At 52.2% G+C, this 26,260-nt stretch carries 28 protein-coding genes and 1 pseudogene; 24 read left to right on the top strand and 5 right to left on the bottom strand.

Translation table 11 applies throughout. The features are described from left to right. The first annotated feature begins 57 nt into the window (after positions 1-57). The 17 genes from E0E41_RS04075 to E0E41_RS03995 all read left to right on the top strand — a co-directional run bounded on the left by E0E41_RS04075 (position 58) and on the right by E0E41_RS03995 (position 16,041). Positions 58-1,803 carry an ABC transporter ATP-binding protein gene (locus E0E41_RS04075; RefSeq protein WP_130868836.1) on the top strand — a complete coding sequence of 582 codons (1,746 nt, stop codon included), beginning with the start codon at positions 58-60 and terminating at the stop codon, positions 1,801-1,803. Then, the gene (locus E0E41_RS04070; protein WP_130868835.1) at positions 1,800-3,530 is read left to right on the top strand and encodes an ABC transporter ATP-binding protein; all 1,731 of its coding nucleotides are present in this window, start codon (positions 1,800-1,802) and stop codon (positions 3,528-3,530) included. The genes E0E41_RS04075 and E0E41_RS04070 overlap by 4 nt, the downstream gene beginning before the upstream one ends. 335 nt (positions 3,531-3,865) lie before the next feature. Next, positions 3,866-4,483, top strand: a complete 618-nt coding sequence (locus E0E41_RS04065; protein WP_130868834.1) for a TetR/AcrR family transcriptional regulator — start codon at positions 3,866-3,868, stop codon at positions 4,481-4,483. A 124-nt stretch (positions 4,484-4,607) separates the two neighbouring features. Further along, the gene (locus E0E41_RS04060; RefSeq protein ID WP_130868833.1) at positions 4,608-6,362 is read left to right on the top strand and encodes an ABC transporter ATP-binding protein; all 1,755 of its coding nucleotides are present in this window, start codon (positions 4,608-4,610) and stop codon (positions 6,360-6,362) included. Then, a complete protein-coding gene (locus E0E41_RS04055) occupies positions 6,359-8,110 on the top strand; it encodes an ABC transporter ATP-binding protein (RefSeq protein WP_130868832.1) in 1,752 nt (583 codons plus the stop codon). The genes E0E41_RS04060 and E0E41_RS04055 overlap by 4 nt, the downstream gene beginning before the upstream one ends. A gap of 79 nt (positions 8,111-8,189) precedes the next feature. Continuing rightward, positions 8,190-8,786, top strand: coding sequence for an MptD family putative ECF transporter S component (locus tag E0E41_RS04050; protein WP_165450496.1), 597 nt, complete (start codon positions 8,190-8,192; stop codon positions 8,784-8,786). Next, a complete protein-coding gene (locus E0E41_RS04045; RefSeq protein WP_130868830.1) occupies positions 8,786-9,481 on the top strand; it encodes an energy-coupling factor transporter transmembrane component T family protein in 696 nt (231 codons plus the stop codon). The genes E0E41_RS04050 and E0E41_RS04045 overlap by 1 nt, the downstream gene beginning before the upstream one ends. Further along, complete coding sequence (locus E0E41_RS04040; protein WP_130868829.1) at positions 9,478-10,863, top strand: ABC transporter ATP-binding protein; 1,386 nt, start codon at positions 9,478-9,480, stop codon at positions 10,861-10,863. Before E0E41_RS04045 ends, E0E41_RS04040 begins: the two co-directional genes overlap by 4 nt. A gap of 263 nt (positions 10,864-11,126) precedes the next feature. Further along, positions 11,127-11,930 (top strand): zinc transporter ZupT, encoded by an 804-nt coding sequence (gene zupT / locus E0E41_RS04035; RefSeq protein ID WP_130868828.1) that lies wholly within the window; start codon positions 11,127-11,129, stop codon positions 11,928-11,930. 119 nt (positions 11,931-12,049) lie between these two features. Next, on the top strand, positions 12,050-12,241 hold the full coding sequence (locus E0E41_RS04030) for a hypothetical protein (RefSeq protein ID WP_130868827.1): 192 nt from the start codon (positions 12,050-12,052) through the stop codon (positions 12,239-12,241). Positions 12,242-12,243: 2 nt separating this feature from the next. Further along, positions 12,244-13,068, top strand: coding sequence for a class I SAM-dependent methyltransferase (locus tag E0E41_RS04025; protein WP_130868826.1), 825 nt, complete (start codon positions 12,244-12,246; stop codon positions 13,066-13,068). 72 nt (positions 13,069-13,140) lie between these two features. Then, positions 13,141-13,317: an MptD family putative ECF transporter S component gene (locus tag E0E41_RS04020; protein WP_242623685.1), complete on the top strand. Its 177-nt coding sequence runs from the start codon at positions 13,141-13,143 to the stop codon at positions 13,315-13,317. After that, positions 13,314-13,643, top strand: a complete 330-nt coding sequence (locus tag E0E41_RS18830; protein ID WP_242623684.1) for a metal-dependent transcriptional regulator — start codon at positions 13,314-13,316, stop codon at positions 13,641-13,643. Before E0E41_RS04020 ends, E0E41_RS18830 begins: the two co-directional genes overlap by 4 nt. Positions 13,644-14,533: 890 nt before the next feature. Then, positions 14,534-14,794 (top strand): hypothetical protein, encoded by a 261-nt coding sequence (locus tag E0E41_RS18825; RefSeq protein WP_242623683.1) that lies wholly within the window; start codon positions 14,534-14,536, stop codon positions 14,792-14,794. After that, positions 14,784-14,966 carry a helix-turn-helix domain-containing protein gene (locus E0E41_RS04005; protein ID WP_130868824.1) on the top strand — a complete coding sequence of 61 codons (183 nt, stop codon included), beginning with the start codon at positions 14,784-14,786 and terminating at the stop codon, positions 14,964-14,966. The genes E0E41_RS18825 and E0E41_RS04005 overlap by 11 nt, the downstream gene beginning before the upstream one ends. 162 nt (positions 14,967-15,128) lie before the next feature. After that, positions 15,129-15,332 (top strand): antitoxin VbhA family protein, encoded by a 204-nt coding sequence (locus E0E41_RS04000; protein WP_007712900.1) that lies wholly within the window; start codon positions 15,129-15,131, stop codon positions 15,330-15,332. After that, positions 15,325-16,041 carry a Fic/DOC family protein gene (locus tag E0E41_RS03995; RefSeq protein WP_130868823.1) on the top strand — a complete coding sequence of 239 codons (717 nt, stop codon included), beginning with the start codon at positions 15,325-15,327 and terminating at the stop codon, positions 16,039-16,041. Before E0E41_RS04000 ends, E0E41_RS03995 begins: the two co-directional genes overlap by 8 nt. A 71-nt stretch (positions 16,042-16,112) precedes the next feature. Here E0E41_RS03995 and E0E41_RS03990 read toward each other — a convergent pair whose 3' ends face one another. Both E0E41_RS03990 and E0E41_RS03985 read right to left on the bottom strand, forming a co-directional pair. Beyond that, positions 16,113-16,502, bottom strand: a complete 390-nt coding sequence (locus E0E41_RS03990) for a winged helix-turn-helix domain-containing protein (RefSeq protein WP_242623682.1) — start codon at positions 16,500-16,502, stop codon at positions 16,113-16,115. Positions 16,503-16,636: 134 nt separating this feature from the next. Continuing rightward, a pseudogene (locus tag E0E41_RS03985) lies at positions 16,637-16,951 on the bottom strand (metal-dependent transcriptional regulator); the annotation flags it as partial. Positions 16,952-16,953: 2 nt separating this feature from the next. Here E0E41_RS03985 and E0E41_RS03980 point away from each other — a divergent pair. From E0E41_RS03980 to E0E41_RS03950, 7 genes are all read left to right on the top strand, one after another. After that, on the top strand, positions 16,954-17,592 hold the full coding sequence (locus tag E0E41_RS03980) for an HNH endonuclease signature motif containing protein (RefSeq protein ID WP_242623681.1): 639 nt from the start codon (positions 16,954-16,956) through the stop codon (positions 17,590-17,592). Between the two features lie 481 nt (positions 17,593-18,073). Then, positions 18,074-19,744: an ABC transporter substrate-binding protein gene (locus E0E41_RS03975; protein ID WP_165450495.1), complete on the top strand. Its 1,671-nt coding sequence runs from the start codon at positions 18,074-18,076 to the stop codon at positions 19,742-19,744. A gap of 81 nt (positions 19,745-19,825) precedes the next feature. Next, complete coding sequence (locus E0E41_RS03970) at positions 19,826-20,800, top strand: ABC transporter permease (protein ID WP_130868821.1); 975 nt, start codon at positions 19,826-19,828, stop codon at positions 20,798-20,800. Further along, positions 20,797-21,618 carry an ABC transporter permease gene (locus E0E41_RS03965; RefSeq protein ID WP_130868820.1) on the top strand — a complete coding sequence of 274 codons (822 nt, stop codon included), beginning with the start codon at positions 20,797-20,799 and terminating at the stop codon, positions 21,616-21,618. Before E0E41_RS03970 ends, E0E41_RS03965 begins: the two co-directional genes overlap by 4 nt. Before the next feature lie 10 nt (positions 21,619-21,628). Beyond that, positions 21,629-22,441: an ATP-binding cassette domain-containing protein gene (locus tag E0E41_RS03960; protein WP_130868819.1), complete on the top strand. Its 813-nt coding sequence runs from the start codon at positions 21,629-21,631 to the stop codon at positions 22,439-22,441. Beyond that, complete coding sequence (locus E0E41_RS03955; RefSeq protein WP_130868818.1) at positions 22,425-23,048, top strand: ABC transporter ATP-binding protein; 624 nt, start codon at positions 22,425-22,427, stop codon at positions 23,046-23,048. Before E0E41_RS03960 ends, E0E41_RS03955 begins: the two co-directional genes overlap by 17 nt. 19 nt (positions 23,049-23,067) lie before the next feature. Next, on the top strand, positions 23,068-23,313 hold the full coding sequence (locus E0E41_RS03950; RefSeq protein ID WP_242623680.1) for a hypothetical protein: 246 nt from the start codon (positions 23,068-23,070) through the stop codon (positions 23,311-23,313). 183 nt (positions 23,314-23,496) lie between these two features. Here the strand turns inward: E0E41_RS03950 and E0E41_RS03945 are convergent, their stop codons facing one another. From E0E41_RS03945 to E0E41_RS03935, 3 genes are all read right to left on the bottom strand, one after another. Continuing rightward, positions 23,497-24,183 carry a hypothetical protein gene (locus E0E41_RS03945; RefSeq protein ID WP_207303190.1) on the bottom strand — a complete coding sequence of 229 codons (687 nt, stop codon included), beginning with the start codon at positions 24,181-24,183 and terminating at the stop codon, positions 23,497-23,499. A gap of 2 nt (positions 24,184-24,185) precedes the next feature. Further along, positions 24,186-25,022, bottom strand: a complete 837-nt coding sequence (locus tag E0E41_RS03940; protein ID WP_242623679.1) for a DUF4313 domain-containing protein — start codon at positions 25,020-25,022, stop codon at positions 24,186-24,188. Between the two features lie 81 nt (positions 25,023-25,103). Further along, positions 25,104-26,231, bottom strand: coding sequence for a DUF4313 domain-containing protein (locus E0E41_RS03935; protein ID WP_007712872.1), 1,128 nt, complete (start codon positions 26,229-26,231; stop codon positions 25,104-25,106). Positions 26,232-26,260: the final 29 nt, after the last annotated feature.

The raw sequence follows: 26,260 nt of genomic DNA, 5'->3' as shown, positions 1-26,260 counted from the left end.
CGGCGGCCTTTTCATAGAGCCAAAGGTTAGCAATAACTAACTAAAGGAGGCTTATTTATGCAGAAAACGCAAAGCCCGCTGCTACGGCTGTGGCAGCTGGGCAGGGAACATCACGGCGGCCTGATTGCCGCCATCTTCTGCGCGGTGGCGGGTGTCCTGCTGGGGCTGCTGCCGTATCTCTCAGCAGGGCATATCCTGGTAGCGCTTTTGACCGGGCAGCGGGACTGGAACTTCTATCTTCTGTGGTGTATGGTGGCCCTGGGGGGCTATCTGGCCAAAACCCTGCTTTACAATCTGGCACTTTCCCTCTCCCACAAGGCCACCTTTCAAATCCTGCGGGACATCCGGAAGATGGTTTTGTCCAAAATGCCCCGCTTACCCTTGGGAGACATTCTGGACACCTCCAGTGGGCGGCTCAAACAGATCGTGGTAGATCAGGTGGAGAGTATGGAGACGACGCTGGCCCACCTGCTGCCAGAGATGACCTCCAATCTGCTGGCGCCGGTATGCGTCCTTGTGTACCTGTTCACGCTGGACTGGCGCATGGCATTGCTGAGTCTGGTGTCCATTCCTGTGGGCATGGCTTTTATGATGGCCATTATGGGCAGCTATGGCAAGGACTATCAGGGGGCGGTGGAGACGACCCAGGCCATGAACGAGACCATTGTGGAGTACATCGGCGGCATTGAGGTCATCAAGGCCTTCAATCAGGGAAAGAACTCCTATGAGAAGTTCTCTTCCCGGGTACGGGCCAATGCTGCCTACTACTACAGCTGGATGAAGAAATGCCAGTTTGGGATGGCTCTGGCCTATGCCATCGCTCCCACCACGCTTATTACGGTGCTGCCTGTGGGCTGGATCTTCTACACGGGCGGCAGCTTGTCCGCGGAGGTATTTCTCACCACCATCATCCTGTCCATGAGCATCATGGGACCGCTCATTGCCGCTATGGGCTTTGTGGATAATCTGGCCAAGGCGGGCACCATCGTGGGCTCGGTGGACGAGATCCTCCTGAAGCCGGAGCAGGATCACGGAACACAGCCGGCACAGCTGGGAAAACCGGATATCGCCTTGGATCATGTTTCCTTTGGATATGCCCAGGACAAGGAGATCCTCCACAACATCTCCCTCACCATTCCGGGCGGCAGCCTCACCGCTTTGGTTGGACCCTCCGGTTCAGGTAAGTCCACCATTGCCAAGCTCATCGCCGGCTTCTGGGATGTGACCGAGGGCCGCATTACCCTGGGCGGCGTGGAGGAAAGCCGTATCCCGCTGGAACAACTCTACGACCAAGTGGCCTTTGTTTCTCAGGACAATTACCTCTTTGATGATACCATCCGGGAAAACATCCGCATGGGCCGGGTAAATGCCACGGATCAAGAAGTGGAACAAGTCGCCAAAGCCGCCGGATGCGACAGCTTCATCCGCCAGTTGGAGCATGGCTATGACACACGGGTGGGCGGCGGAGGCGCCCATCTCTCCGGCGGAGAGAGGCAGCGTATCGCCATCGCCCGGGCCATGCTGAAAAACGCCCCTGTGGTGATTCTGGATGAGGCCACCGCCTACATTGATCCGGAGAATGAAGCGGTGGTCCAGCGGGCAGTGGCAAAACTGGTGGAGGGTAAGACGGTCATCGTCATTGCCCACCGCCTGTCCACCATCACCGGCGCGGATCAGATCGTGGTGGTGAAGGATGGAAGCATTGAGGCGCAGGGCAGGCATGAAGACCTGCTGCGCCATTGCCCGCTGTACGCCGATCTGTGGCAGGCTCACATGGGCGCAAAGGAGGGAGAAACGGTATGATCGAGACATTCAGAGGTATCTGGCGGTTTGCCGGTGAGGAACAGCGCAACATCCGGCGCTCAGTGATCGCTTGCTTTTTCAACGCGGTGTTCCATATGTTTGAGATCGCCGCCATCTACTACACCATTTTGGATCTGCTGGATGGAAAAAACAGCTCTGCCACGGCGTGGCAGGCGCTGGGTCTGTTGGCAGTCAGTATTCTGGGCAGCGCCGTGACCAAGTATTTCTCTCAGCTCCAGCAGACCCACGCCGGGTACTTCATGGCGGCCAATAAGCGCGTGGCCATCGGGCAGCGGATGAAATCCGTCCCCATGGGCTACTTCAACGACAACAGCCTAGGAGAGCTTACCGGGGTCTGCACCACTGTACTGGACAATGTGGAGACCGTGGCTCCCATGGTGCTGGTGACCATGCTGGGCGGGCTGCTTAACGCTCTGGTTTTTACGGCGATGATCCTGATTTTTGACTGGCGGGTCGGTCTCATTGTGGTGGTGGCCACAGCAGTTTATCTGTTCATCACCTCTGCCATGGAGCAAAAATCCGCCGCCCTCGCCCCGCACCGTCAGAAGTCCGAGGCCAAGCTGGTGGAGGCGGTGCTGGAGTATGTGCAGGGCATGAGCGTGGTGAAGTCCTTCAACCTCACCGGGCGGGGTGACCGCACCTTGCAGGAAGCCCTGGAATACAACTGCCGCAGTAACCTGAACATCGAAAAGATGTTCACCCCTTATATTATGGCGCAGGGGATCGCACTCCAGCTGGGAAGCGTGGCCATGATGCTTGCGGCGGTATGGTTCTATCTCTCCGGAACGATGATTCTGGCCAACGCTCTGATGGTGGTCATCATGTCCTTCCTGGTCTTTGCTCAGATCTCCTCGGCGGGCAGCGGCATGTCCCTGCTGCGTATCGTCAGCAGCTGCATGGCCCATGCCGATGAGACGGATGCCATGCCCCAGCTGGCAGAGACCGGTCGGGCCGGCACGCCCAGGGAGCACGGCATTACCTTCGACCATGTTTCGTTCTCTTATGACCAGCGGCCTATCCTGCGGGATGTATCCTTCTCCATCCCGGACAGAACCACCACCGCCATCGTGGGCCCCAGCGGCTCCGGGAAAACCACGCTGTGCAATCTCATCGCCCGGTTCTGGGATGTGGAAAGCGGCGCCGTTCTGGTGGGCGGTCAGAATGTGAAAGACTATACCCTGGAGGGCCTGATGGATCAGATCTCCATGGTATTCCAGAAGGTCTATCTCTTTGCCGACACGGTGGAAAACAACATCAAGTTTGGGTGCCCCAATGCCACCCATGAGGAAGTGGTAGCCGCGGCAAAGAAAGCCTGCTGCCACGACTTTATTCTCACCCTGCCCAAGGGCTATGACACCGTCATCGGCGAGGGTGGTTCCAGTCTTTCCGGCGGCGAGAAGCAGCGCATCTCCATTGCCCGGGCTATCCTGAAGGATGCTCCCATCGTGATTCTGGATGAAGCCACCGCCAATGTAGACCCGGAGAATGAGGACCGACTGCAAAAGGCCATCGAAGCCCTGACCCGGGACAAGACTATCCTGATGATCGCTCACCGGCTGAAGACGGTCCGCAATGCGGATCAGATCCTGGTGCTGGACGGCGGACATATCGTTCAGCGGGGCACCCACAGCCAGCTCATGGCTCAGGGGGGACTGTATCGGGCGTTCGTATCCGGCCGTAAAGAGTCCGGCCAGTGGAAGCTCTGAGAAAAGCCTTTGCTCAAGCATCACGAAAAGAGGCGTGCCGCCGCCGGATATTTTCCGGCAGAGGCACCTTCGCTGTCAACGGTGACGGGAAACCCTGGCTACACGCCGCCATCTTACCTGCCGCTGTTACAAAAAGCCAAAAATAAAAGCTGCGCCAGCCTGCAGAATACTGGGAAATCGCCGAAATCGGCGGTTCCCGGTATTTTTTATGGGTGTGCTTTCTCAGTGGCTCGAGCCGCCGCATATACAGCTGGGAGGGTTGACAAAAGGAAAAAGGTCTGCTATTATATCGGTGATATATAGCGGTGATATATAGGCTGGAGGGCAGATTCCAAATGGCTGCATACACAGAAACACAACTAAAAATTTTGGAGATTGGAAAAAAAGAATTTCTGGCGAAAGGCTATAAAGACGCTTCGCTGCGCGGTATCGTCAGGGAGGCGGGCTTTACGCAGGGAGCGTTTTATGGATATTATCCAGATAAGGCGGCACTTTTTGATGCTTTGGTGTCTGAGGCGGCAGATGGCCTGCTGGAGAAATTCAAGTCCGCACAGCAGGCCCATTATGACCTGATCCCCCAGGGGAAGACCGCGCAGAGCCGGGAGCTCTCCACAGAATATCTCAACCACTTTGTCCACTATATCTACGACAACTTCGATGCGTTCAAACTGGTGATCTGCTGTTCGGAGGGCACGAGGTACGCGAGCTATATCAGCGATCTGGTGGAGATCGAGGTGACCCAGACACAGCGCTATTACGAGCAGCTTCGCCAAATGGGCAGACTGGAAGGAACGGTCAGCCCGGAGCTTCACCATATGATCACCAGCGCCTATTTTACCGCTGTTTTCGAAACCGTCGCCCACGACATGTCCAGAGAAAAAGCCATTGTCTATGTCAATGAACTGGCCACCTTCTTTAACTGCGGCTGGGCGGGGCTTCTAAGGCTCGATTGAGCCTTTCTTTTTACAGGGTGGTTAGTTAAAGCTAACTCATGGGAGGCCATAGATTGAGAAATTCCGAAGGGCCTTTTCACCTGGAACGGATTCTGATACTGGACTTTCAGAAGGAGTGATTCATTTGAAACAAGAGAAACACGACACCATCCGGTGGCTGCTGCGCTTTGCCCGGTCGTGCAGAGGGAAGCTGACCGCCTCCGTCCTGCTGGCGGCGCTTGGCTGTGCCAGCGGTATGATACCCTACCTGGCGGTATCCCGGATCCTGATACTGGTCTGCGGCGGCGAGTACGGCCTGGGCGCTGTTGCGGGCTGCGCCGCCCTGGGGCTGCTGGGCTATTTGGGGAATGTGTGGCTGTCCGCTGCGTCCACGATGCTGAGCCATCGCTCGGCATTTACCATCCTGAAAGAGATCCGTACCGCCCTGACGGCCAAGCTCTCCCGGGTGCCCATGGGAGCCGTTTTGGACACCCCCTCCGGACAGCATAAAACGCTGCTGGTGGATACGGTGGAGAAGCTGGAGCTGCCGCTGGCTCATATGATCCCGGAGCTGACAGCAAACCTGCTGATCCCCGTTCTGATGACGGCATATCTGTTTTTCCTGGACTGGCGTATCGCCCTGATCTCTCTGGTCACGCTTCCCATTGGTCTGCTGTGCTACATGGGCATGATGAAGGATTACGAATCCCGCTATCAACGGGTGCTGACCGCGGGAAAGAGCATGGACGCGGCCATCGTGGAGTACATCAGCGGGATCGAAGTGATCAAGGCGTTCAACCAAGGCTCGTCCTCCTACGGGAAATACGCGGATGCGGTAAGGGAAAACAATGCGGCAAAAGCCACCTGGTTCCGGCAAACCAACGGGTATTACGCGGCGGGGATCGCCATTATGCCCGCCAGTCTTCTGGGTGTGCTCCCGCTGGGAAGCTGGCTTTTCATGGAGGGCAGCCTGGCGGCTCCCACGTTTATCACCTGTATCATCCTGTCGCTGGGGCTCATCCGTCCGCTGATCCAGGCGTTACAATATACGGACAGCCTGGCCATGGTGGATTCCACGGTACAGGAGGTCGCCGCTCTTCTGGAGGCGGAGGAGCTGTGCAGGCCGACACAGCCTGCCAAACTGGACGGCTGTCAGGTGTCCTTCCGGGAGGTCTGCTTTGGATATGGTCAGGCCGAAGTGCTCCACCGTGTTACCTTTGATACCGTGCCGCAGGGTATGACTGCTATTGTGGGGCCATCCGGTTCCGGGAAATCCACCGTGGCAAGGCTGATTGCCTCCTTTTGGGAGGCGGTCAGCGGCGAGGTGCAGATTGGCGGCGTGGATGTGCGGAAATTACCGTTGTCACAGGTCATGGACACAGTGGCCTATGTGTCGCAGGACAATTTCCTGTTCCACCTCTCCATCCGGGAGAATATCCGGATCGGGAAGCCCGATGCCACCGAGGAGGAGATCGTAGCGGCGGCAAAAAAGGCCAGCTGCCATGATTTCATTCTCGGCCTTCCTCATGGCTACGACACGATGGCAGGCGATGGCGGCTCCAGCCTGTCCGGTGGAGAGCGCCAGCGCATCGCCATTGCGCGGGCCATTCTCAAGAACAGCCCTGTGGTCCTTTTGGATGAAGCCACGGCGTTTACCGACCCGGAAAATGAATCGGTCATTCAGACCTCCATCGACGAGCTGGTGCAGGGGAAAACACTGATCGTCATTGCCCACCGCCTGTCCACCATTGTGGGTGCGGATCGGATCGTTGTCCTGAACCACGGACGGGTGGAGGCGCAGGGGAACCATGAGGAGTTGCTCCGGGCCTGTCCGCTGTACCAGAACCTTTGGCGGGCGCATCAGGGCGCCCGGGATATGAAAGAGGAGGAAACGGTATGATCGCGCTCATCCGACGTCTGCTGGACTTTTCCGGCACGCAAAGGAAAAAATTGATCCTGTCCTTTGTGTTCAGCCTATTGGACTCTGTCTTTGAGATGCTGCCCATTCTGGCGATCCTGACGGTCCTCACCGGCATTTTGGGCACGATTTCCGGCGCAAGCATGCCGCGTGAAACGATCTGGATCTCTCTGGGCATCATGGTGGTCAGTATCCTGGGGCGCATCCTGTGCAGCAGCCTTTCCGCCGCCAGGCGGACGCTGGGCAGCTTTGCCTTCTGCGCGGAAAAGCGCCTGGAGATCGGGGAAAAGCTCAAGCGTGCCCCTATGGGCTATTTCAGCCAAAACCGGCTGGGCGATATTACCGCAGCAGCCACTACCACGCTGGGAGATATCGAAAGCAACGCGGTCATGGTGTTGGAGCGGGTGGCGGGAGGCTTCCTTCATGCGCTGGTCATCGGGCTGTGGCTTCTGTTTTACCAGTGGCATATTGGTGCGCTGATGTTTGCGGGGTTGGCTGTTTCCCTGCTGGTATACACGCTCCAGCAGCGTGCGGGCAAGCGTCTGTCTCCCAGGCGGCAGGCGGCTCAGGCCGATCTGGTAACAGCCGTTCTGGAATATGTGCAGGGGATGGGCGTGGTAAAGGCGTTTGGCCTTGGAGAAAGTGCCAACCGCACTGTGGATCAGGCGATCGGCGAAAGTGCCAAAGCAAACATCCGGCTGGAATCCGTGTTCTCCTCTTTGACAGCGGTCTATCAGACCGTATTCAAGCTGGCAAAGGCCGCGATCCTGGTGATTGCTCCTTATTTGCTGGCGGGCGGGGAGATCACGCCGGTCAAGTGCCTGCTGCTGCTGGTGTCCAGCTTTCTCATCTATTCCAGCGTGGAGCTGGTGGGAAGCATGGCCTCCGTGGCCCGTGTGATCGAGGCCTCTCTCGACCGTATGTACGCGGTTCTGAATATACCCGCTCTGGATGAAGGAGGCAGAGAGATCGCCCCCGAGCGTCTGGACATCGAGCTGAGGAACGTATCCTTTGCCTACGGGGAGAATGAGGTCATCCACGATGTGAGCTTTTCCATCCCGCAGGGAACCTCCTGCGCCATCGTAGGCCCCTCCGGCTCCGGCAAGACCACACTGTGCAGCCTGATCGCCCGGTTTTGGGATGTGCAGGAGGGTCAAGTCCTGCTGGGCGGATACGATGTGCGGGAATACACCTGTGACAGCCTGCTCCGGCACTTCTCCATCGTCTTTCAAAAGGTGTATCTCTTTGAAGATACCATCGAGAACAACATCAAATTCGGCTGTCCGCAGGCCACCCATGAACAGGTGGTGGAAGCGGCGAAAAAGGCGTGCTGCCATGACTTTATCCTGACGCTGCCCAAGGGCTATGACACGGTGGTGGACGAGGGCGGCTCCTCGCTCTCCGGCGGAGAGCGGCAGCGCATCTCCATCGCCCGGGCCATTTTGAAGGATGCGCCCATCATCATTCTGGATGAGGCCACCGCCAGCGTGGACCCGGAAAACGAGGCGGAGCTGCAAAAGGCCATTGGAGCGCTTACCAGGGGAAAGACTCTCCTGATGATCGCACACCGCCTGAATACGGTGCGCGAAGCGCATCAGATCCTGGTGCTGGATGGGGGACGTATCGTGCAGCGGGGCGCTCATGAGGAGCTGATGGGGCAGGAGGGGATGTACCGCCGGTTCGTCACGCTTCGGGAGCAGGCGTTGGGCTGGAGGCTGAAAAAGGCATGAACACGCCGGGAGCCTCCAAAGAATATCAGCGAAAGGCTGCGCGATATCTTTTTTTACAACACAGGAAAGGAACATGAAAATGAAGAATCATAAATGGTCGGTGAAGGATGTGATCACCACCGTGCTGCTTTCGGTGCTGCTAATCGTCATTCAGCTGGTTATCAACATGATCTGCATGGTCAACGATTTTGTCAGCATGGTGCTGTCTGTGGGCTTTACCATGCTGCTGTGTGCGCCTATCTATTTTCTGATGGTCAGCCGGATCCGCAAACGCTTTGTGTCCCTGGTCTATATGACGATCCTCGGCACGGTTTTCCTCGTTATGGGGAACTGGTATCTGCTTCTCTATTATATGGTGGTGGGAGTTCTCTGCGAGGCAATCCTGTGGAACGTCGGATGGGCCTCCACAAAAAAGCTGACGGCGTCCTGGACGCTCTCCAGCCTGCTGTATAACGGCGTCAATATCCTGCCGCTGTGGTTCTTCTGGGATACCTACGAGGCCTTTGCGCTGGCCAGCGGAATGGAGCAAAGCTATATCGACTCCTTTGTGCGGTACTATTCCTCGCCGCAGTGGCTTGTGTTCATTTTGCTGTTTACCACCGTCTGCGGCTTTATTGGCAGTTTGATCGGCGGAAAGCTGATCCAAAAACACTTCAAGAAGGCGGGCGTTCTTTGATGAAGCGGTATCATCTGGCCGTGCCGGTCAAGCTGTGGGCATTGGCCTGCGCCATCCTGGGCGTTTCTTTGACCGGCGCCCCGCTCATGACCTGCATACTCACGGCGACCGGATTTTTGTATCTGGCCGTGCAGAGAAATTGGAGGCTGATGGTGAGCTTCGGCGTATTCTATGGGATCCTGGCACTGCTGCTCTGCCTGATCGATCAGCATGGGGTTCGGCTGGCGATATTTTCCGAGTTCCATGTACTGATGTTCTGGAATCTCTCCGCTGTACTGTTGGTGGGCTGGGATCTGATCACCACGCCCCCGGGAGAGCTTGCATCCTTTCTGTCCCGGATCGGCATGCCCACTGCTGTGATCCTGGGGCTTCTGGTCATGTTCCGCTTTTTTCCCACTATGAAGGCGGAGTTCAAGTGCGTGGTGCGGTCTATGCGCAACCGGGGACTGACCTCGCCCAGCCAGATGCTCCTTCATCCGGCAGCCAGCTGTGAATATGTCCTGGTCCCTCTGTTGCTGCGCTGCCTGCAGATTGCAGACCAGCTTTCGGTTTCCGCTGTGGCGCGGGGCGCCGATGCGCCGGGACGGCGAGGCAGCTACGATGGTCGGGCGCTGACCGGTTGGGACTGGTGCTGGCTGGCTCTGTGGCCGGCGGTCACATTCTGCGTTCTCTGGATGGGAGGGATACGCCTGTGATACGATTGGAACAGCTTTCCTTTCAATACGCGGACAGCCCATACGGCGTATCGAATATTGACCTCTCGATTCGTAAAGGGGAGTGCGTTGTGCTGACCGGCCCGTCCGGCGGCGGCAAGACGACCCTCACACGCCTGCTCAACGGCCTTGCGCCGGGATACTATGCCGGTGTGCGAACAGGGCGGATCCTGTTGGACGGACGCGACCTGGAGCAGCTTGCGCAGCACCAGATTGGGCGACAGGTGGGCAGCGTATTTCAAGACCCCAAAAGCCAGTTTTTTTCCTCGGAGCTGACCGGAGAGGTGGCCTTTGCCTGCGAAAACTATGGGCTGCAGCAGCAGGAGATTCGGCACCGGACCAACAGCGCGATACACACGTTTGCTTTGGAACCGCTGCGGGAACGCGAGCTGGATGTGCTTTCCAGCGGAGAAAAACAGCGCGTGGCCATCGCGGCAATTTATGCCCTGGGGCCGCACATCTATGTTTGCGATGAACCTACCGCAAATTTGGATCGGGAGGGAACGCGGCAGCTGGCACAGGCATTGAGACGGCTCAAAGCGGAAGGACATACGCTTGTGATCGCAGAGCATCGGCTGGCATGGCTGCGGGGAATTGCGGACCGGTTCCTCTATCTGCGGGATGGAAGGCTCCTTTGGGCCAAACGCCCGGAGGAGCTAGAGGCCATGTCTGCCGAAGAACGGGAACGCTACGGTCTGCGGGAGGCAGCAGAGCGGCAAATGCCTGCATTGCCTCCTCCCGAGCCGGTCGCGGCGAGCATCCGAGCCAGAGGGCTTTCCTGCAAAAAGAACGGGATCTATATTTTTCGGGACCGCTCGCTCAGCGCCAGCGCCGGACGGATCACAGCCATTACCGGTATGAATGGAGCGGGGAAAACCAGTCTGGCTCTTGTGCTGGCTGGACTGTGGCGGGAAAGCGGCGGAAGCGTGGAGATCACGGGCAAACCGCTTGGCCCGGCCGCCCGCAGAAAGCTGGTATGGTACGGCTCCAACGACACCGGGACCCAGTTTTTTACGGACAGCGTCACCAAAGAGCTGCTGCTCAACGGGGAACAAACAACGCCGCGATTGGAGCAGGCGCGAGCGCTGCTGAAACGGCTGGGGCTGTATTCCTATAAGGACGTCCATCCGGCCACTCTTTCCGGAGGACAGAAGCAGCGGCTCTCCATCGCCTGCGGGCTGCTTTCCGGGCGGGAGATCCTGATTCTGGACGAACCGACCTCCGGGCTTGATGGAGGAAATATGAGAATGATTGCGGAAGTACTCCGTGATACAGCAGGCAATGGGAAAACAGTATTGGTCATTACGCATGATGATGAGCTGATCCGGGACTGTTGTGATGATTGCTGGAATTTGAATAAATAAAATAGACTTTTCTTTGTGAAAATGAACATACCCGCAAGCGTTCGCCCTGATGGCTTGCGGGTATGTTTTTGCGAGTGGTGATGTTCTGAATGATGCCGTTACTGCTTTTGCCCTGAAATCCACTGGTGTGAGTGCTTGTATCGTCTTCATCAGACAGAACCACTGCACTGGAGCACAAAGCGTGCTGTTGACATACTATGGAGCGGGTGCTAAAATCAAGGTGGTTAGCTATAACTAACCGAATGTTTGAAAGGAGGTTCTACTTGGATCATACTGTATTTTTCGCCTTCTTCCTGACCCTGCTGGCTGGACTCAGCACCGGCATCGGCAGCTGCATCGCGTTTCTCTGCCGGCACACCAATCGAAAATTTTTGTCAGCTTCCCTGGGGTTTTCCGCCGGTGTCATGATCTATGTCTCCATGATCGAGATATTTTTCAAAGCCCAGGAGTCGTTGATCGCCGAAATGGGTACGCGCCCCGGCAGCTGTGCAACGGTTGCGGCGTTTTTCGGCGGTATGGTGGTGATCGCGGCGATCGACAAGCTGATTCCGTCCGCGGAGAATCCCCACGAAGTAAAGCGCATGGAGGACACAGAGAAGGACGCTCCGCAGCCGGGGCGTTTGATGCGCATGGGTGTTTTTACGGCGCTGGCCATCGCGATCCATAATTTTCCCGAGGGGCTGGCTACTTTTGTATCCGCACTCCAGGAGCCGAGCGTTGCTATTCCCGTTGTTGTTGCCATTGCAATCCACAATATCCCGGAGGGAATCGCAGTGTCTGTGCCCATCTACCAGGCCACCGGTTCCCGGCGCAGAGCGTTCTGCTACTCCTTCCTCTCTGGCCTGGCGGAACCGCTGGGGGCTCTGCTGGGATGGCTGGTGCTGCGCCCGATCATGAGCGACACGGTGTTCGGACTGTTGTTCGCCGGAGTAGCCGGCATTATGGTGTTCATTTCCTTTGACGAGCTGCTCCCGGCTGCCCGGGAATACGGAGAACACCATCTGTCTATCTACGGCCTGATCTCTGGTATGGTGGTTATGGCCGTCAGCCTACTGCTCTTTTTGTAAGTCCAAATGCTTCGATCGTTCGCAAGAAGGAGAGGATGGCCTATCAGTCCTTTCCTCCTTGCTTGTATTAGAAAAAATTCGGAGAGAAAAATCGATTTCAGGCCGGGAAAGCGGCAAAGGTGAAGGTGATGCTGATCCTCTCTGAGGACGGCATCACCTTCACCCCGGTCTGCAAAAAGGACTTGATCGACCTGATGCCCGAACCCGCGGTAGTCACTGATCTGATCGGCGGATATCTGACGCTGATGGTGCGTCTGGAGGACTATGTAAAGTTGGAGACAAAATTTATCAAGGCTCAAACAGGAGGATAACTATGTTCAAATTAGGCGTTGTTGAGGACACGCTGTTTGTCCCCATGCTGGGCAGGATCTATGCCAGCGAGTACTGCCCGCAGATCCTGTACGATCCAAAGGCGCTGGAACTGAAAAAGAAACTGCTTTCTGGACTGCCGGAGCAGGACGGACAGAGCCAGTATACCCTGCTGGCTTCCGCTGCTCGCTCGGCCAATATGGACCGGTACATCCGGGTGTTTCTGGAGCGCAGGCCGGATGGTATCATTGTCCAGCTCGGATGCGGTCTGGAAACGATATATCATCGCTGCGACAATGGTCACACTCGCTGGTACGCCGTTGATCTGCCCCATGTGGTGGAGTACCGGCGAGAGCTGCTGCCGGAGCCGGAGCGGGAGACCTATCTCGCTGGAGACGCCTTTGCCGAGGACTGGATCAAGCAGATCCGCGCTGATGTGCCGGATGCTCCTATTCTGGTCACCGCTGGCGGCCTGTTCCACTATTTTGAGGAAAGCAAGGTTGTGGGACTCCTGCGGATGCTCACGGGGTTTGGAGAGATTGAAATCGTCTTTGACTCCGTGAGTAAAAGCGGTATGGCCATGATGCGGAAAAAGTACATGAAGCAAGTGGGCCACGGAGATGCGCAGATGTTTTTCTATGTGGATTCCGCATCGGTGCTGGCCGGAAAAATCGGCAGTGGGGTCAGGGTGCTGGCTGAGGAGCCTTATTACCGCCATATCCCCCGAACCGGATTGAAGCTGTCCACCAAGATCAGCATGGCAGTTTCGGACCGATTCTGTATGGTGAAGATGGTACATCTCTGTCACAGCGCTAAATTCCATGACTAAACGGGATATTGCGACTCATCTTTTGAGACCCGGCAGGATCTTCTCTGCATCGACTATTGCCGGGAGGGCCGGATGGAATACGCTGTGGGCAACGATGCGTTCTCCTATATGGCCACCATGGAGGGCCTGCTGACCTGGCCGGTGTTCGGGGTCATTGTACTGAGCATTCTGGTAGGCTCTGTTCTGGGCTCCTTGCTGGGTATGAAACTCATGCGTAAGCATTTTGTCAAGGCCGGGCTGGCCCAATGAGGAAGAATATTCGCCCTTCTTTTCTTGATCCTCGAACCAAGATTCTGATCTGGCTGTTGGCCAATGTGGTGGTGTTCGCTTGGAACCCTGCGGTTTTCCAGCTCAGTGTTATAATACTCATGGATGGAGATCACTTTCTACACCTGACCGATGCGGGTAGGGAAGTAGCGGAACAAATCTACGAAAAGCACCGCTTCTTTACAGAAATGCTGACAAATGCCGGGGTAGACCCCATTACTGCCGAGCGGGACGCCTGCCGGATTGAGCATGTCATCAGCGAGAGTAGTTTTCAACGCTTAAAAAAGACTTTGACAGAAAAGAAGTAACCAAAGAAAGTGTAGCTCTTGTCTATTCTATCAGCGGGGCTGCACTTTCCTTTTATGTAAAAAGCTGCAATTAAAAGGGAAAATGGAGATTTGGTCAGAATTCAGTCAGATTTGCCAGTTATCATAAAAATGGAGTTTTAGACGGTTTAACATGAAATCGTACTTTTGAAAACGGGGAAATAAGTATGAAAACCAAGAATCGAAATAGCAGAGGAAATTTCAAGATATCGGGGGCGGCTTTATTCGTAAATGAATAAGATCGCCCCTTTGTTTTACAGGCGACAAAAAACGACAATATTTTTAGAGCGATACTGAACCCAAATCGTTGGCAGGCCCGCTACCTAGTCTTGATAGTTGCGGGCTCGTGTGCAAAGTGTGGTTCAGATGGCAGGGAGCCAAAGGTGCATGAGAGAAAGATGGATCATGCACATAAAGAGGTTCGTCCATCTGCTTACATTTCGACACACAGCTTACTTTACAATACAGTTCTTTCGCCGCCCTTTTCACAGGAGCAGGCGGGAACATCGCAAATCGAGCGACAAGCCTCCTCCTGTGGGCGGCGGAAGTCGTGACGGACTTCTTTATGTGTTTTACACGGCCGACCGTTCACTTTTGCGGTGTGTGGTTGGCTGTGTTTGTTTATGTAACAAACACACACGCCCGTTAGTTCGATGCCGGTCTCCTCCGAAAGTTCAAGAAACCTGTTGGACTTCTTGAATGATTTGGAGGAAAAGGTCATGTGGCAACGAAATAATGGACAAGCAAGGGAAGAACTGCAAATCAGATTTACAGGTTACTTAATCCAGGCGGTTAGGCGCACACAGCGGGACTATCTGAGAGCTCTTTGCAAATATGGTGAAAACGAGATACTTACGGAAGTGTTTTGCGCTGTGAGCCAGACGCTGGAGCAGGAAGTGATGGAGCGTCTGCCCCTCTGGGAGAACATTGAGAGCGGTGCGCTCCTGTATGCCTTGAAACAGCTAGACGAGCGGGAACGGTATGTGTTCCTTGCCCACGTACTGGACAAGCGCCCATTCGATGTGATCGGCGTGCAGCTGGGATTGTCGTATAAGGGTGCGGCCGCGGTGTATTACCGGTCCATTCGGAAATTGAAGAAGAGCATCGAGGGGGTGAACGGATATGACATTTGAACAGATGCTGCGGCGAGCCAAGGGCGGTGACCAAGAGGCCGTCACAAGCATTTTGCTCATGTACCGCCCCTTGCTGCTCAAGTATGCCGTGATCAACGGCAGACTGGATGAGGATCTGTACCAGGAGCTGTGCATCACACTGATGCGGGCGATTGAACTGTTCCGGATTTAAGTTTATGAGAAAGACCCTGAGATTGCTATCTCAGGGTCTTTCCCGTGGGCTTAAAGTCTTTGCAATCCGCTTTCAAAACCAGCAAGGTTCGCATTGACCTGGCCTATTGGCAACAGGGCCATCCTTGTGTTATACTAAAATCAGCAAGGAGGTGAAGGCGCTATGAGTCCATTGGTAAAGAAGCGAATTGCAGCAGTCAAGACGGCCGATGCAATCAACGCCATTGAGGGCGCACCGATTTCCAGCTATGCACGGTCGCTATCTGCCAGCTGGGCCCGCGGCGAACTGACGGGCGAACAGATGAAGCAGGCATTGCTGGCACATCATCGCCGGATCGCGGAGCAGGAGCGCCAGAGCCGTGTCTGACCCGTACCTGTATGAAGATGTGCCTGTCCTGAAAAACGAGCTGGGCATCAAAAATGAGAAAACATTGGATCGCATCGAGGCCGAGCAATCCAGAGCAAATATGATGCTGCTGTACGAACAGGGCTTTCAGGACTTTTCTCCGGATGGCCTGCGGGAGATTCATCGGACCCTGTTTGCCGACATTTATGAGTGGGCCGGCCAGTACCGCATTATCAATATTGAAAAACGGGAGAAACTGCTGGCAGGCCGAAGCGTTTGGTACAGCAACGATGACAGGATAGAAGAAGATCTCAATGAGGCTTTTAAGCGGCTGGAAAATGTTAGATGGGATGGCATCAGCCGGGAAGAATTCGTCCATCAGCTCATTAGCCTCTTTCCGCCGATCTGGCAGGTGCACCCTTTCCGGGAGGGCAATACCCGAACGGTTGTAATGATGATGACCTTTTTTGTGGAGCATCATGGATACTTTATGGATCAGGAATTGATGGCTGCCAGTGCCGGCTATGTCCGCGACTCTTTTGTGATGGCTTCCCTGGATCAGTTTTCAGAATTTGAGCATTTGGAGCGCATTTTGCTGGACGCAGTTTGTGATGAGCCGATTGATTACAGCGAGGAAAGCCTGGAGGGGCCTGCCGAAATATCGGAGAAATACCGCAAATACCAGAAAGAGCCTTATTTACCGGAACCTCATTACCGGCGCGAGGAATAAAATAAGCGCACAGCGGAAGAAAACCGTTGTGCGCTTATTTTAATTTGGCTGAGATGCCTGGGACGATGAATTTATACCCGTGTCCCCAGACTGTTTCGATGATACCGGCACCCAGCTTGCGCCGGAGTTTGTAGACCATGCTGGGAAATCCCGGTCCAGCTGGCATCAAAGGAATCTGCTGCGACGGCTTCGTAAATCTGCCGAGCGGAAAATACCTTCCCCGGGTGGTGGGCTAACAGGTAAAGAATATCAAATTCCATCGAAGTCAGTTCTATCAGATTGCCAGCCCGCCATACCTGGCGCCGCCGCACATCAATCTGCAGGTCACCGACCAGCAGGGTAGAGGTGATATCTTCAAGCACCTCAATCTGCTCTACACAAAAAGTCTGAAGAAGCTCCTGGAGCAAAACTTCCTGGGCTGTTGTGAGATCTTCAAGGTGAATAATGATCTTCTTTTTCATGGCAGTATCTCCCTTGTGAGCCTTCATAAAAAAGAGGTGGCCTTGATTTCTCATAGCTGCCGCTGGTTATATGGGTGCGTCAAAAGGTTTATTGTACGACGGCTTTTTTCTGTTGTGCAGCAGAATGGATTGTCTTATAAGATTTGTTCTTGCTCTTGGGCGGCTGCCTCTTTCAGCCGCAAAAAACTCTCGGTGCTAATAACGTGTTCCATCCGGCAGGCGTCAGCATCTGCAGTCTTAGGGGCAACGCCTGCGGCGATAAGCCGCTCTGTAAAGAAACAATGACGCTCATAGATGGTTTCAGCAACTTCCAGGCCTATATCGGTCAGATAAAGAAAGTGATCCTCGTCCATCGTGAGAAAGCCGCCGTCCCGCAAGGTAGCTACCGCATGGCACACGCTGGGTTTAGACACATCCATGTGCCGGGCCACATCTACAGAGCGCACCATAAATGCTTAATTATTACCGTCTGGCAACCCGTGTCAGCGAGGACTTTCCTAATCTGGCGCAAGGGCTAAAAAAGCAAATGTCAAACAGACTACGTGGCTTGACCCGAAACCGGAAACTGGAACGTGGATTCATAAAGGAACGATATGGGAAAAGCAAACAGTTAAGGTTTTTGAATGGACACCCGCTCATTCCGATTGGGTACGTTCAGACACGGGACGCTCAGCACAAGAAGAAAACTGTCAACCGGTACACGCCGGAAGGACGGGCAGAAATCCATAAAAATCTCGGTGTAAACACCGATACGATGATATGGCTTATGCGAACTCCTGTGCTGGATAAAAGCATTGAATTTGCAGACAACAGAATTTCGTTGTTTGCGGCTCAATACGGGCGGTGTGCCATCACAGGCACAGAACTTATGCCCTATGACATACGCTGTCACCACAAAGTGCCGCTGGAAAACGGCGGAACCGACAAATACAGCAACCTTGTCCTCGTGACCGAAGCTGTTCACCTGCTTATCCATGCCACCTTAGAAGAAACGATACAGAAGTACCTAAAACAACTCCAACTGAACAAAAAGCAACTGGAAAAACTCAATAAACTGCGGAAACTGGCGGGAACGCCAGCTATTGTATAACCATTCTTTAATGCTGTAACGAAGTGTGTAAGTTGTGTTTAAAACCGTTGAAATTCATTTCCGATGGAGCGCCGTGTGCGGTGAAAGCCGCATGCACGGTGCGGAGCGGGTGAAAATCCGGCGATAACTTCAAAGGATTACCTATCGCTATCCGCGGCAAATACTTGTGTACGGTAAAGAAGCATTCAACAAAGATAGACAGTCAGCCCTACTATTCCGATAATTCTGTATTAGCTGCTGTAAAGTTCCAGCGCAAGCATAGATTGTTCAGCACATACTTTTTATTTTCGGTATCACAGATTTTCCGTCCCAATCTTGACATTATATATATATATATATATATATATATATATATAATGGTTAGCAATGGCTAACCATGTGTATTGGTACGAGTTTTTACACTTCCAAGGTCATTTCTGAGAATTGGTACATTTCGGTTGGTTGGTCTATCATCATAATTTCAAGGAGGAACCTAAAGAGTATGAAAAAAGCAAAAAAAATAATTGCTGCTGCTTTTGTTGCTGTTATGGCTCTTCAGTTAGCAGCGTGCCACGGAAATCCAAGCAGCAGTTCGACGGAAACTCCATCTGCGGAGAGTTCGCAGACCTCTGTCACAAGGGACAGGAAAGGACGGGCGGCGGATGAGCTCGTTGTTTCTATGGGCGCAAGGCTGCCCCATGAATTTGACCCCAAAGAGCGTTATGGAATGTATAACGAAGCACATATCACGCACAGTACACTGCTTCGTAGAACAGCGGATCTCGAAATTGTGGGGGATTTTGCAAAGGATTATACAATCTCTGATGACGGCTTGGTTTGGAGCTTCAATTTGCATGACGATTTTAAGTTCTCCAACGGTGAGCCGGTCACAGCTGAGGATGTAAAGTTTTCCTATGAGATGCTAAAAGAGGATGGGAAACACTGGGATCTTGCTTTTATAGATAAGATTGAGATCCCTGCTGAAAATCAGATTGTGTTTACCTTGAAAGAGCCAAGATCTACTTTTGCGATGTCGCAGCTTGTTGAAGTGCCGATCGTTCCGGCAGCACACTACGATGAAAACTATAAATTTAATCCGATTGGATCCGGTCCCTATATGGTAGCTGAGTATAAGCCGGATGAGCAGGCAATTTTTACGGTCAATCCATATTGGCATGGAGATGAGCCATACTTTAAGAAATGGACATGGGTTATGCTGAATGAAAATACGGCACTTGCCGCGCTGGAATCCGGCGATGTGGATATGATCTATGCGACACCGGAACTGGCAGACAAGAAAGTTGATGGTTGTAAGCTCTTCGATATAGAATCCAACGATGTGCGCGGCCTTTCGATGCCGTATGTAAAGACAGGTGTTATCGCGAATTCCCCGGACGGTTATCCGGTAGGGAATGATGTAACCAGCGATCCCGTTATTCGTAAGGCTTTAAATATCGGTGTGGATCGTCAGAAAGTGGTGGATACCGTGCTGAACGGGCACGGAAAACCGGCCTATTCTGTCATTGACGGGACCTCCTTCTGGAATCCGGAATCGGTTATTAAAGACAATGACCCGGAAGCTGCGAAGAAGCTTTTGGAGGAGAACGGATGGCTTGCGGGAGGTGACAGTATCCGTGAGAAAGACGGTATCAGAGCGGAGTTTGAGCTGTATTATCCAACTGCTGATCCGCTCAGAACCAACGTGGCAGTGGAAGCGGCAAGCCAGGCAAAAGAGCTTGGGATCCAGATCAACCTGGTAGGAAGCAACTGGGATGAAATGATTACAAAATCACATGAGGTATCGCTCTTATATGCGGGCGGACGTCACAATCCGAATCAGTTTTATGAATCCCATCATCCGGATTCCGCAGGAAAAGGGTGGACAAATATTACTTTCTATAACAATCCGGCAGTGACGGAATATTTGGAAAAAGCGATGAAAGCGCCCAGCTTGGAAGAGGCGGAAAAATATTGGAAGCTTGCACAGTGGGATGGAAGCACAGGCGCCTCCTCTATGGGAGATTTGGCAAACGTCTGGTTGGTAAGAATCAATCATACTTATATCGGAGACAACAGAATCAATGTGGGTAATCAAGGACTGCACAGCCACGGTCATGACTGGTCTTTGATTGCTAATATAGCGGAATGGACCTGGAACGAAAATGCACAATAATATAATTCTATAATATCATATGCCATAAGGGAGGGCTCCGAAATGGAACCCTCCTTTATAGCTTAGGGGAGAAATATTTTGATGAAAACTATTTGGACTATCATAAGAAAGATTATACGGTGCTTCACACTGCTTTTAGGCATTTCTCTTCTTTCCTTTGTCCTCCTTAAAGCTTCTCCTGTAGATCCTGTAATGGCAAGCGTAAATTATGACACCACTCTGTCAGAGGAACAATATAACGCTATTGCAGAATACTATGGATTAAATGAACCTCCGGTTACGCAGTATCTGCTGTGGATTAAAAATTTCATTCATGGCGATTTCGGAACATCTCTTGTGCACAGAGAACCGGTAATAGAAGTGATAAAGGCAAGAGCCGGGGCTTCCGCATTGCTGATGGGAGTGTCTTGGATATTGTCCGGAATACTGGGATTTGCTCTTGGAACCATCGCCGCGTTTCATCAGGGGAAATTATTTGACAGGTTTGTGAAATGGTTTTCTTATCTGCAGGCGACTGTTCCGACCTTTTGGATCGGACTGATTTTTTTGCTTATTTTTGCTGTACAGCTTCGCTGGTTTCCTATCGGTATTTCCTCTCCGATCGGAGTGCTCAGCGAAAATGTAACATTCATGGACAGACTGAGACACCTGATTCTGCCCGCATTCACATTAAGCGTCCTGGGTATTGCCAATGTAACGCTTCACACCCGTGAAAAAATGATTGATGTGCTTCACAGCGAATATGTGACCTTTGCGAAAGCAAGAGGCGAAAACAGCTGGCAGATATTCAAAAACCATGCGTTACGTAATGCGATCGTTCCCGCCATCACAATTCATTTTTCTTATTTCGGTGAATTGTTTGGAGGCTCTGTATTGGCGGAGGAAGTATTCTCATATCCGGGCTTGGGTTCTACGCTGACAGAGGCAGGACTGAAGAGTGATACACCCCTGCTTTTGGCGATTGTAATGATAGGAGCCGTTTTTGTGTTCTGTGGAAACATGACTGCCGATATACTGAACGGATTGTTTAATCCTAATCTGAGGAGAGAAGCATGAAAACAGACGCAAGAATAAAAGTGATTTTTTCAATCACTATATCCGTCCTTATCATAGGCTTGATTCTGATATTGAGCTTTGTCCTGAATGAGCAGGGACTGACTCCGAACGCCGGATTAAAGAACCTGTCTCCCTCTTCGTCCTATTTATTCGGGACCGACAGCATGGGACGGGATATGCTGGTAAGAACCGTCAGGGGATTGAGATTTTCCTTGTTCGTAGGGATCATCGGCTCTGTGATCGGGGTTATGATTGCACTTACACTGGGGATCAGTGCCGCAATTGGCAATAAAACCGTCGATAAAATTGTTCTGTGGACCGTCGATATGTTTATCGGTATGCCGCATTTGGTTTTTATGATTTTGATTTCCTTTGTTGCAGGGAAAGGCGCACAAGGGGTAATTATTGCAACCGCTATTACGCATTGGCCTGCGTTGGCAAGGGTGATAAGGAACGAAGTATATGACATCAAGAACATGGACTACATTAAAATATCAAAAAACATGGGGAAAAGCAGATGGTACATCGTGGTGAATCATATTTTGCCGGTGATTTTCCCACAGATTTTCATCGGGTTTATTCTTCTCTTTCCGCATGTTATTTTACACGAAGCGTCCATGACCTTTCTCGGCTTCGGGCTGTCTGCGCAGCAGCCATCCATAGGAATCATATTATCGGAGGCGGCAAAGCACATATCCCTTGGCAACTGGTGGCTTGTTGTCCTGCCGGGGCTTTCCCTGATCCTGCTGGTAAAAAGCTTCGACAATATCGGAGAAGCCCTGAGGAAATTAAATGATCCGCAAATGAGATACATGTAGGAGACGGAATATGAGCGATAGATTACTTTGCGTCAGAGATTTGTCCATTTCATTTTCTCAATATGGAAAAGGACTTAAGCATTTTATAAGCACACCGATAAAGTCCCTGAGTGTAGAAATAAAAAAGGGGGAAATCCTTGCCATAGTAGGAGCAAGCGGTTCAGGGAAAAGTCTGCTGGCGCACGCCATTATGGATATACTTCCCCCGAATGCAATGGTAAAGGGGGAAATCTCCTACAAGGAAAAGGTGCTTGACAAAAAAAACATAGGTGCCCTGCGCGGAACAGAGATCGCCTTTATTCCGCAGTCGGTCAATTATCTTGACCCGTTCATGAAGGTAAAAAACCAAGTAAGGATCGGATTGCATGAAACAAAGGAAAGAAACAGGCAGCTTCAGGAGGCTTTGTTTGAAAAATATGGACTAAAAAAAACAGACGGCGAACTCTACCCTTATCAGCTTTCCGGCGGTATGCTCAGACGAGTGCTGTTCGCAACCTGCGTAAAGCAGGGAATTCAGCTGATTATTGCGGATGAGCCAACTCCGGGAATACACAAAGAAGCATTGGATATGGTTTTGAAGCAGCTGCGCGACTTTGCTGATCAGGGTATGGGAGTTATGCTGATTACACATGATATTATTTCAGCAGTCAGGATCGCCGATTACATTTCTGTATTTAAGGACGGGGCAAATATAGAGACTGCACCGGCAAATTTTTTTGAAGGAAAGGGAGAGCGATTGAAAGAACAGTATACGCGAAATCTCTGGCTGGCCTTGCCGCAGAATGAGTTTCTGAGAGGAGAAGCAAATGGCATTGGAAGCTAAAAAGCTCGGGTATTACTATACTAAAAACGAGTGGATATTCAGAGATATTGATTTGAAAATTCAACGAGGTGAAATTCTGGGGATTTTCGGATACAGCGGCTGCGGCAAGACAAGTCTGTCCAAGGTGCTGTCAGACTTTTTATCGCCGAAGGAGGGAACTGTTTTTATTGACGGGAAGGCACATGGCTCTCATGGATTTCGAGAGGTACAGCTGATTTGTCAGCACCCCGAAAAAATCATGAACCCGTTATGGAGAATGAAAAAAATCTTGGAAGAGGCGTATATTCCTGAACCGGAGCTGCTGGAGACGTTCGGAATCAGAGAAGAATGGATGGACCGGTATCCGATTGAGCTGTCCGGAGGCGAATTGCAAAGATTTTCAATTGTGAGAGCACTGCATCCGCAGACAAAATATCTGATAGCAGACGAAATGACTACTATGCTGGATGCAATTACGCAGGAATTCATATGGAGAAGCCTTCTTCGGATTGTAAACCGGAGAAATCTGGGGCTGATTGTCATCAGCCACGACCACGATCTGATAGAAAAAATCTGTGATCGCTGCTTTTATATGGAAAGTGGAAAAATGCGTCAGATGAAAGAATAAAATCCGGTCGAAGTTGTCAATGGTCAAGACAAGCGGGTACGCCAACAAGAAAATCGAAGAACTGGACACCCGCCGTCAGACCATTTCAAAAGCAATAGCCGATTTGAGCGTCGAAACCATATCGCCCCAGCAGATAAAGAAACTGTCCTATTATCTCGACAACTGGGAGAGCATAGATTTTGACGACAAAAGAAAAGCCGCCGATGGCTTGATTTCTACAATCAAGGCCACCAGCGACCGTGTTCAGATAGAGTGGAAAATCTGACATTTCCGCTCTATCGCCCCTCATTTCTATTTCATCTCGTTTGTACCCCTTGTACACCGATGCTTATGTAGTATAAATGCACTAATCCACCTGCCCCACAACATTTTACAGTTAGGCGGGGCCGATATATCTGCTTGTAATGATTATGGGGCGCAGACATAAATCTGCGCCCCATTTCACACTTTACTGGTAGTTCTTATCATAATAGTGAACATAGACATTGTAGGCCCGAAACCGGGTGATCAAACGAACCCAGATATACAGATGATCGGTCTCGGAATAAAGGTTGAATTCCGTTGCCTCGTTGGTAGGCTGTGCATAGCGGCAGAACCGCCGCATGGTTTCCAGCGTCTTGAAGGCCGGCAGTTTGAACAGGGCACTCTGAAACTCGTCAATTTCTTTTGCCAGCTCTGGAGCCGGTTTTTGCCCACGCTCATCATGCCAGGTCGTCCACCACCGGCACCCGTCATAATCGGAGCGGGAGTAAGCCACTTCGCTGACAGGTCGCTTGGTGGCCTGCATGGGGGGAGTATAGGTGTGCTGGAACACTTGATCAAAGCCGCAGGTGGTCTTCAGATAGCAGTCACGACTTTTTTTCAGCCTCAACAGCCGACCCTGCTTAATCGCGTCCCATTCTTCAAGAGGCAAGGGAATATGCGCTGCATCTCGGAGAGCTTCGTCCATCCCGCAGGCCTCACAGATCTGGACATCCACATAGCGGCTAAGGGCGTTTACCATCAAATGCGGAGCCAACGGGGCGCCACACCGCAGACATTTGGGCGGATCTGCGGCGTCACCGTCCGCATAAAGTTTCTTGTCTTTGCGCCAGGCTGCTTCCAACAGCCCCTTGGGGTAGAGCAGCAGTTTCATTGTCAAGTCCTCCTTTTTTGAGATTTCTTTTTCTTTCCTGCCTGCTGGCGGATTTCTGCGGTTTCTTTGAAAGTCTGGATAAGAGGATTTTCATGTCTTGTGTCACTCTGGCGCCGCCGATCTTCTGACCAAGGCGCGTATACAGGAAGTTCCCCTTGATAAAACGAAAGCAGGTTGGTGGCCATATCTTCTTTGCGGCGGTGAATATAGTGTTGCACAGTTTGGGCCTCGCAGTTAATGATTGTGGTCCGCAGCATAATTCCGCGCTGCTCAAAAATATACCGCAAACAGTGAGCCGGATCTTCGGCCTCAATCCATAATGGGAGCGTATCATCAGAGCCTTGGAGTTTTCGCCATCCGCTGTAATCCGTGTAGTGGAAGTGAGGAACATGATTTGCGAGCCGGCGAAGTGCCAAATACAAGCGTTCATATTGACGGCCAAGTTCTCCTTTCAATCGCCTGGAATAGTAGGTATAGCCGTCTGGATCAAGCTTTTTAAGCTTCTTGCTATTAAAGAGATATTCCACATTATCCACTCCGTTTTCAGAGCGAATTTGGCCTGTTGGTTCTCCTAGTCCGTTGCGCTTAATCCATGCATAAAACCGTTTGCCAGTGGTCTTTGTGTTGACAAAACCACAGTCCTTCGGCCGCAGACCACCCAGATTTGTGGTGAGAGTGTCCCAGAATATCAACTGCCCGAAATTCTCTTGATAAAGTTTGATAGCGAGGTTGCCTTCCGGGTAGGTGGCAACTTTAATGGTTATGACATAGTCTGTTCCTTTCATTTTGAATGGTATTGGCTGCATTGCTTTCCTCCAAGCAAAACCGGTGGGCTGCAAAAAGCAACCCACCGGTCGTTGTGTTGTAAGACTGACTCCAGAGTGCAGGATAGGGGAGAGCAGCCTCGTCGTCATTGTTGTTTATGCGCTTTTCCCGCTTTGCTGTGAAGCAAGGTAAGAGGCGTACCCATCCGGATCAAGCTCTTGCAGCCGATCTGCTCGGAAACGGTATTCCGGGTACTCGCAGAACCCGCTGCGCTGTAGGATGCCAGTAGGGACTGCCAGCCCGTTGCGGATGATCCAAACAGGAAAGTCGGGGTCCCCGTTGGTGTCAATGAATGCACAGTCTTTCTGACGCTTGCCGTCCAAATTGACAGTCAGAGATGCCCACGGCTCGGGATAGCCGTCCTCCCAGGCCACCATTTGAATTGCAAGATTGCCGCCGACATAGGAGGTAACTGCGAGCTGGATCTGGTGGGTAGAGCCATACTTCTCATAGGGGAGAAGTGTGGTGGCAGAGTCGGTTTCCGCAGATGTGGGATGATTATCTTCGCTACAACTATCAGCCATTAGCCCCAATTCCCAGCAGATTGTGAGAATGTCTGCCCGGTCTACCCGATATACAGTTCGTTTTGCATATTTGGGGCGGAAGAGTAATTCGCCGCTTTCAAGGAAAAATCGCCCCTCCTTCCCACCGTAGATATGGCGCCGCCCATCCAGAAGATACTGCATCTTTCGGGCGTCTCTTTCAATTTTTTTGGTGTCATACCAGGTGGAATACTGTACCGCCACATGCAGGTTCGGATGGCTTTTAAATTCCGTATCCAGAAATTCCAGCAGCCGCTCACAAAGCACCCTGCGCTGAGAAACTGTCTGCCGTTCATTGAAGGTCAGCGTAAAATAAGAATAATCTCTGCCAGAGAGCCCACAGCCGTGTGCAGTATTGCTGAAATCGTTGCACCAGAAATAGACTTCCCAACCATCGCTGAGGTAGGGGGCCGGCTCCTCTTCTGTGTAGCCGTAGCAAATGAAATTATGAGCAATGGCAGCCATGATCGGAGCCATAACCGCGTTTCTGTGTTCGGCGGCCTGCCGGAGCTGAACGGTATCCCTGATTCCGGCCGCATGAGCCATTCTGTTTTCTTCCTGCTGCGCTTCCGTATATAAGAACTGCAGGCGCAGAGAATAGATGTCCTCCATTGCATATCCTTTGGCGATCCACTTTGCGTTGGATGGTTTCACATAAGATGTATCATGGTATATGATCATAAAACTGTCCCTCCATAAAAGTGCCCAGC

The sequence above is a fragment of the Intestinimonas massiliensis (ex Afouda et al. 2020) genome (genome assembly GCF_900626285.1).
Taxonomy (GTDB): domain Bacteria; phylum Bacillota; class Clostridia; order Oscillospirales; family Oscillospiraceae; genus Flavonifractor; species Flavonifractor massiliensis_A.
This window is presented reverse-complemented; position numbering and strand designations above follow the sequence as displayed.